Origin of the sequence: Neoroseomonas rubea, from assembly GCF_016106015.1 — a bacterium.
GTDB lineage: Bacteria > Pseudomonadota > Alphaproteobacteria > Acetobacterales > Acetobacteraceae > Neoroseomonas > Neoroseomonas rubea.
Genome location: NZ_JACADQ010000266.1, coordinates 1 through 5,918, shown reverse-complemented (window position 1 = coordinate 5,918; position 5,918 = coordinate 1). Strand labels below are relative to the sequence as shown.

General features: G+C 73.5%; 6 protein-coding genes. 3 read left to right on the top strand and 3 right to left on the bottom strand.

The features are described 5' to 3' along the window. On the top strand, positions 1-245 hold a 245-nt coding region (locus HW577_RS19110), incomplete at its 5' end, for a hypothetical protein (RefSeq protein ID WP_408639543.1). A gap of 195 nt (positions 246-440) precedes the next feature. Here HW577_RS19110 and HW577_RS19105 read toward each other — a convergent pair. The 3 genes from HW577_RS19105 to HW577_RS19095 all read right to left on the bottom strand — a co-directional run bounded on the left by HW577_RS19105 (position 441) and on the right by HW577_RS19095 (position 3,845). Continuing rightward, on the bottom strand, positions 441-2,006 hold the full coding sequence (locus HW577_RS19105) for an ArnT family glycosyltransferase (protein ID WP_198377730.1): 1,566 nt from the start codon (positions 2,004-2,006) through the stop codon (positions 441-443). A 265-nt stretch (positions 2,007-2,271) separates the two neighbouring features. Further along, positions 2,272-3,660 (bottom strand): amidase, encoded by a 1,389-nt coding sequence (locus HW577_RS19100; RefSeq protein ID WP_198377729.1) that lies wholly within the window; start codon positions 3,658-3,660, stop codon positions 2,272-2,274. Further along, positions 3,657-3,845, bottom strand: coding sequence for a hypothetical protein (locus tag HW577_RS19095; RefSeq protein ID WP_198377728.1), 189 nt, complete (start codon positions 3,843-3,845; stop codon positions 3,657-3,659). The genes HW577_RS19100 and HW577_RS19095 overlap by 4 nt, the downstream gene beginning before the upstream one ends. 310 nt (positions 3,846-4,155) lie before the next feature. Here HW577_RS19095 and HW577_RS19090 point away from each other — a divergent pair, with 310 nt between their 5' ends. Together HW577_RS19090 and HW577_RS19085 are read left to right on the top strand one after the other, a co-directional pair. Continuing rightward, on the top strand, positions 4,156-5,355 hold the full coding sequence (locus tag HW577_RS19090) for a CaiB/BaiF CoA transferase family protein (RefSeq protein WP_198377727.1): 1,200 nt from the start codon (positions 4,156-4,158) through the stop codon (positions 5,353-5,355). Between the two features lie 34 nt (positions 5,356-5,389). After that, on the top strand, positions 5,390-5,914 hold the full coding sequence (locus HW577_RS19085; protein ID WP_198377726.1) for a biotin transporter BioY: 525 nt from the start codon (positions 5,390-5,392) through the stop codon (positions 5,912-5,914). Positions 5,915-5,918: the final 4 nt, after the last annotated feature.

Here is a 5,918-nt window from a genome sequence, read left to right as displayed (position 1 = left end):
GCGCGGCGACGGTCGGCATCACCGCGGTGGCACTGGTCGCGGCGCGGGAGAGGGCCGGGGCGCAGGCCGGGCTGGTCTGGGTGCGCGTGACGGCCGGCTTCGCGCTGGCGCAGGCGGCGACGGGCTTCGCGATGGCGGCGCTGTTCGGCGCCACGGGCGAAAGCCATGCGGCGATCTTCGCGGCGGGGGCGGTGCTGTCGGTCGGCGCCCTGGGCCTGGGGCTGGCGGATCGGCGCGCGGGGTAGCGCCGCGCCGTCCGATCAACCGACAACGGATCGAGGCGTCAGCCGCGATCCGGGAGCGCAAAGCGCGACCGCGCCCAGACCATTCGCCGCGCCCGGCGCGCAAGTGCACGGCGCGAAAGCCAAGCGGCCGGACGGCCGCGCCGGCGATTGAGGCAAACCAAGATTCCGCTGGCGATTGAGGCAGTAAACGGCTCCTCACCGCAGGCGCCACACCTCCACCGGCCCGCGTTCCTCCCACACGACGGCGGCGAGGTCGTAGTGCTCGGCGAGCGCTTCCTCGATCATCGCGGCGATGCGCGGGCGCATGTTCGGCCACCAGCCGCGATCGATCACGATCGCCTGCGGGGTGGAGGCGAGGATGCGCCCCACCTCCTCATGCGGGTCGATGCCCGTCACGCGCCAATAGGGGCCGGTCAACTGCGCGGGGAAGGCGTAGCGCGTCGCCAGCCCCGCCTGCGCCAGCACGTAAAGCGTCGGATGGTAGTTCACGACCCAGATGCGGTCGCCCGGGTCGATCTCCCGCTTCAGCGCCGCGGCCACTTCGCGCACCGGGTCGGGGCCGGTCAGCCCGATCGTGCCGTACAGGCGCGGCACGGTCGAGGACCGCCAGGCATCGAGCGCGACGCCGCCGACGATCAGCGCGAAGGCTGCCACCACCAGCCCCGGCCGGGCCGCGCGCGCCAGCCGCCGCGCGCCGAGGGCGGCGAGCAGGCTGAGCGGCGGCAGCCAGAGCAGGAAGTAGTGCTGGTAGTACATGCCCGGCATGATCACCGCCGCCGTCGCCGCGGCGAACCACAGCACGCAGACCCGGCGCAGCAGCGCGACCGGCCCGCGCCGCACCCGCGGCCGGATCAGCGCCGCGGGCACCAGCGCGAAGGCCCAGAGCAGGATCATCGCGGCGATCAGCGTGTAGCGCCCGGCATCGACCACCGACACGCGCGCCCCCGCATAGCGCAGCGGCGCGGTGAAGGTGCCGGTGATGAAGGCGTCGAGCTCGCCTTTCAGCAGGTAGGCGAAGCCGAACAGCAGCGTCGGCGTCGCGCACAGCACGGCGTAGGCGACCGCGTAGGCCAGCACGCGCGGCCAGGGCAGCAGCCCGCGCCAGAAGGCCGGGCCGACCAGCAGCAGCCAGGCGAGGCAGCCCTCGAAGAAGGCGACCGGCTTAATCGCCAGCGCGAAGCCGATCATCAGCCCCATCGCGACGATCTTGAGGAAGGGCGGCGCCTCCCCTTCCTCCAGCGCCCGCCGCGCGGCGCGCAGGCCGAGCGCCATCGACCAGGTGGTCAGCGGCGTGAACAGGATTTCCGTGTTGGTCGCGAGCCCGCCGAGCAGCGTGGTGTGCGCGAGATAGAGCAGCCCCGCCGCGATGCCGAGCGCCGGCGGCGCCGTCGCGAAGCGGACGATGGCATAGAGCCCCCAGGCCGTCGCCCAGGTGCCGAGCACGCCGAGCAGGCGTGGCACCCAGATGCCTTCGCCCAGCAGCGCCATGATGGCGGCGAAGAGCGCCGGCGCGCCGACCGGGTGCATGTCCCACACCGCGACGAGCGGCCAGTTCCCGCGCAGCCATTCGCGGGCCTGGAGCATGTACAGCCCCTCATCGGTGTCGATCACCGCGGGGGCGAAGGAGAAGGCGCGCAGCAGCGCTGCCGCGAACAGCAGGAACAGCGGCACCGCCGCCCCGCGCAAGGCAGCGCGCAGTCGGGTGGGCGCGGCGGGCCGCAGGGCCAGGGCGGGCGCGGTCAGGGCGATGTCGGAGCTCATGCGCGGCGTTCAGGGGCAGGCGGTCGCACCTGCGCCCTCATCGTGTCAACCTGATGGTGGGCCGCGAAGGGGTCGGCGCGGACGGGCGCCGCGCCCGGAGCGTGGCCGGCGCCCGGGCCATGGACCGCACATGAACCGCGCGGCCCGGCACCGGCGCCGCGCCGGACATGCCCGGAGCAGACGGGTTCCAACCGTCCCTCGGGGGGTCTCCCGCACGCGGCTGGCGGAGCGGCCGTGCGAAGCGCCATCCCTCGCGCGGTCGGGGTCAGGCCCCCGGCCAGCGATCCTTCCAGCCGGCCGCGCGCTCGTAGCCCGCGGCGGCACGGTAGATCACCGCTTCCTCGAAGTACCGCCCGACCAGCTGGAGGGAGAGCGGCAGCCCTGCCTCGGCCGACAGGCCGCACATCAGGGTCAGGGCCGGGTGGCCCGTGACGTTGAAGGCGGTCCGCGCCTGGCGGGGATAGGTGACCTCGACCGCCTCCGGATCGTCGATCCGGCAGGCCGGGTCCATCGAGGACGCGGTCAGCAGCACGTCGCAGCCGGCGAAGGCCGCTTCCACCGCCGCGACCAGTTCCCGGCGGCGGCGCTGCGCCTGGACGTAGTCCTCGGCGCGCACGAACAGGCCGGGGGCGAGGCGCTTGCGCGTCAGGTTGGAATAGAGCTCGGGGCTCTCCCGCAGCCAGCGCCCATGGATGGCGCAGGATTCCGACATCAGGATCGCCCGGTTCACCCCGGCGAAGTCATTCAGCGAGGGCAGCGCGACGGTCTTCACCTTCGCCCCCTCCTTCGCCATCAGCTTCGCCGCGGCGTCGAGCGCGGCGGCGACCTCGGCCGTCGCCGGCTGGTCCGCCTCATGGAAGTGGCGGACATAGCCGATGGTCAGGCCCTTCAGCCCCTTGCCCAGCGCGCGGCGGTAGTTCTCCGCCTTCCGCGCGGCGCTGCCGGGGTCCTCCGGGTCGTGGCCCGCGATCGCGCCGAGCAGCAGCGCGTTGGAGGCGACGTCCTTCGTCATCGGCCCGACATGGTCGAGCGTGTAGGACAGCGGGAAGACGCCGCGGCGGGAGACGAGCCCGTAGGTCGCCTTCATGCCGACGATGCCGCAATGGCTCGCCGGGTGGCGGACCGAGCCGCCCGTGTCGGTGCCGAGCGCCGCCGGCAGGATGCCCGCGCCCACGGCCGAGCCGGAGCCGGAGGAGGAGCCGCCCGGATGATGCGCCCGGTTCCAGGGGTTGCGCGCCGGCGGGAAGGGCAGGTCGAAGGCCGGCCCGCCGATGGCGAATTCATGCGTGGCGAGCTTGGCGGGGAAGACCGCGCCCGCCGCGCGCAGCTGCGCCACCACCGCCGCATCGGCCTGCTTCATGTTGTCGAGCAGGTGCCGCGAGTGGCAGGTGGTCGGGTGGCCCTTGATGTCGATGATGTCCTTGAGCCCCACCGGCAGCCCGTCGATGGCGCTGCGCGGGCCGGACCGGGCGATGCGGCGGGTGGCCTTCCGCGCGTCCTCCCGCGCTTCCTCCCACAGCGGGCGGACCGAGGTGTTCAGCGTGGGTTCCAACGCGTCGAAGCGCGCCTTGAGCGTGTCGAGATACTCGAGCGGCGAGAGGCGCTTGCGGGCGATGGCGGCCGAGGCCTCGGCCAGCGTCATGGGCGCGCTCATGCGCGGCTGCCCTTGCCCGCGGGCACGACGAACGCGGGCATGGGTTCGGCCACCTCATCCGCCGGGCGCGGGAAGGCGGTGGCGAGCTTCCTCGCATGCGCGATCGCCTCGGCGATCTCGGCCTCCCGGCCTGCCCAGGCCTTCCCCAGCCCCGCGGCGCGGGCCAGCGCTTCGTCGTCGGTCATGCACGGCATCCCCTGCTTCGCGCGGGCAGCCTGCCCCAGGCGCGGCCTGACAGGAAGGTGGCGGGAGGGACGAAAAAAAACGGGCGGTGCCGTCGCTGGCACCGCCCGAGTTCGCCGCCCGACATTCGGGGCGGATGCGACGGGAGGGAGAACCCGTGCAACTCAGGAAGACAGGAGTGCGCATGCACCCACGGACGGATCATGCGCCCGCCCTGGTTGCCGGAGGGTTGATGCGACAGGCGGAAATTCGCGTCCCCGGCCGAACGGCGCGGAATTTCCGCGCCCCGGATTCCAGGGTAGGAGTCGCGCCATGACGCACACGCCGAACCTGCCGCTCGCCGGGCTCAAGATCGTCGAGCTCGGCCACTACATCGCCGCCCCCTTCGCCACCCGCCTGCTCGCGGATCTCGGCGCGGAGGTGGTGAAGGTGGAACCGCCGGACGGCGACCCGGTGCGCGGCTGGGGGTCGAGCGTCGAGGGCAATGCCGTCTGGTTCAGCGTGCATGGGCGCAACAAGCTCAGCGTCACGCTCGACCTCAAGAAGCCGGCGGATCGCGAGAAGCTGATGGCGCTGCTCAGGCGCGCCGACGCGCTGGTGGAGAATTTCCGCGCCGGCTACCTCGAGCGCATCGGCCTCGGGCCGGACGTGCTGCACCAAGCGAATCCGCGGCTGATCATCGGCCGCATCTCCGGCTACGGGCAGGGCGGGCCCTATCGCGACAAGCCCGCCTTCGGCGCGATCGGGGAGGCGATGGGCGGCCTGCGCCACCTGACGGCCAATCCCGGCCAGACGGAGTACCCGCCGCCGCGCTGCGGCGTTTCCATCAGCGACGACCTGGCCGGCATGTACTGCGCCATGGCCGTCGTCGCCGCCTGCTGGCAGGTGAAGGGCGACCAGGCGGCCAAGGGGCGCGTCGTCGATGTGGACCTGGTCAGCAGCGTGTTCTCCCTGATGGAGGGGATGCTGCCGGAATACGGGCTGTTCGGCTGGGTGCGGCAGCCGCAGGGTGCGGCGATCAAGACCGCCGCACCCACCAACACCTATCCTTGCGCGGATGGGAAATGGCTCTGCGTCGCCGGCAATTCCGACCTGATCTTCAAGCGGCTGATGGAGGCGATCGGCCGGCCGGAGATGGCCGCCGACCCGCGCTTTTCCACCAATGGCGGGCGCTGCGATAACGTGGCCGAGCTCGACGCCGCCATCGCCGCCTGGACGCGCACCAGGCCGGCGGCCGAGGCGGAGGCGATCCTGGAAGGCGCGGATGTCCCCTGCTCGCGCCTGTTCGACATGGCCGATTGCGCCAACGACCCCCATTTCCGCGAGCGCGGCTGGGTGATGGAGGTCGCCGACCCGCTGCTGGGCACGGTGCTGCACCCCGCCGCCCCCTTCCGCTTCGACGGGGTTTCGCCGCGGGAGATGGTGCGCTGGCCCGGCCCCGCGGCCGGCGCGCACAACGACATGGTCTTCGCCGCGGCGGAGCGCGGCGAGGCCGCGCCGCTGACGCCCTGACCCCGCCCAGGCCCGCTTCCAGGAGAGACGATCCATGACCACCACCGACGTCGCCGCGCGCGCGGCATCCGGCGCGCGCTTCTGGGCGCTCGCCCTGCTCGGCTCCGCCATCCTCGCCGCCTCGGCGCAGGTCAGCCTGCCCATGTGGCCGGTGCCGGCGACGCTGCAGACGCTCGCCGTGCTGCTGCTGGGCGCGCTCGGCGGGCCGCGCCTCGGCGCGGCGAGCGTCGCGCTCTACCTCACCCAGGGCGCGATGGGCCTGCCGGTCTTCGCAAACGGGACGGGCGGGATCGCCGTGCTGGCTGGCCCGACCGCGGGCTACCTGCTCGGCTTCCTGCCCGCGGCCTGGCTCGCCGGCTTCGCCGGGCGGGGCCTCGCGCGGCAGGCCCTGGTGCTGGCGGCCGCGCACCTGCTGCTCTTCGTGCCGGGCGTCGCCTGGCTCGCCGGCTTCGTGGGCTGGGAGCGCGCGGCCCATGCCGGCTTCCTGCTGTTCCTGCCCGGCACGCTGGTGAAGACCGCGCTGGCGCTCGCGCTGCTGCGCGCCGCGCGCAGGGGCTGACGGC

Coding starts and splice junctions, on each gene's coding strand:
- HW577_RS19105 (WP_198377730.1), bottom strand. CDS start 2,006: ATGAGCTCCGACATCGCCCTGACCGCGCCCGCCCTGGCCCTGCGGCCC.
- HW577_RS19100 (WP_198377729.1), bottom strand. CDS start 3,660: ATGAGCGCGCCCATGACGCTGGCCGAGGCCTCGGCCGCCATCGCCCGC.
- HW577_RS19095 (WP_198377728.1), bottom strand. CDS start 3,845: ATGACCGACGACGAAGCGCTGGCCCGCGCCGCGGGGCTGGGGAAGGCC.
- HW577_RS19090 (WP_198377727.1), top strand. CDS start 4,156: ATGACGCACACGCCGAACCTGCCGCTCGCCGGGCTCAAGATCGTCGAG.
- HW577_RS19085 (WP_198377726.1), top strand. CDS start 5,390: ATGACCACCACCGACGTCGCCGCGCGCGCGGCATCCGGCGCGCGCTTC.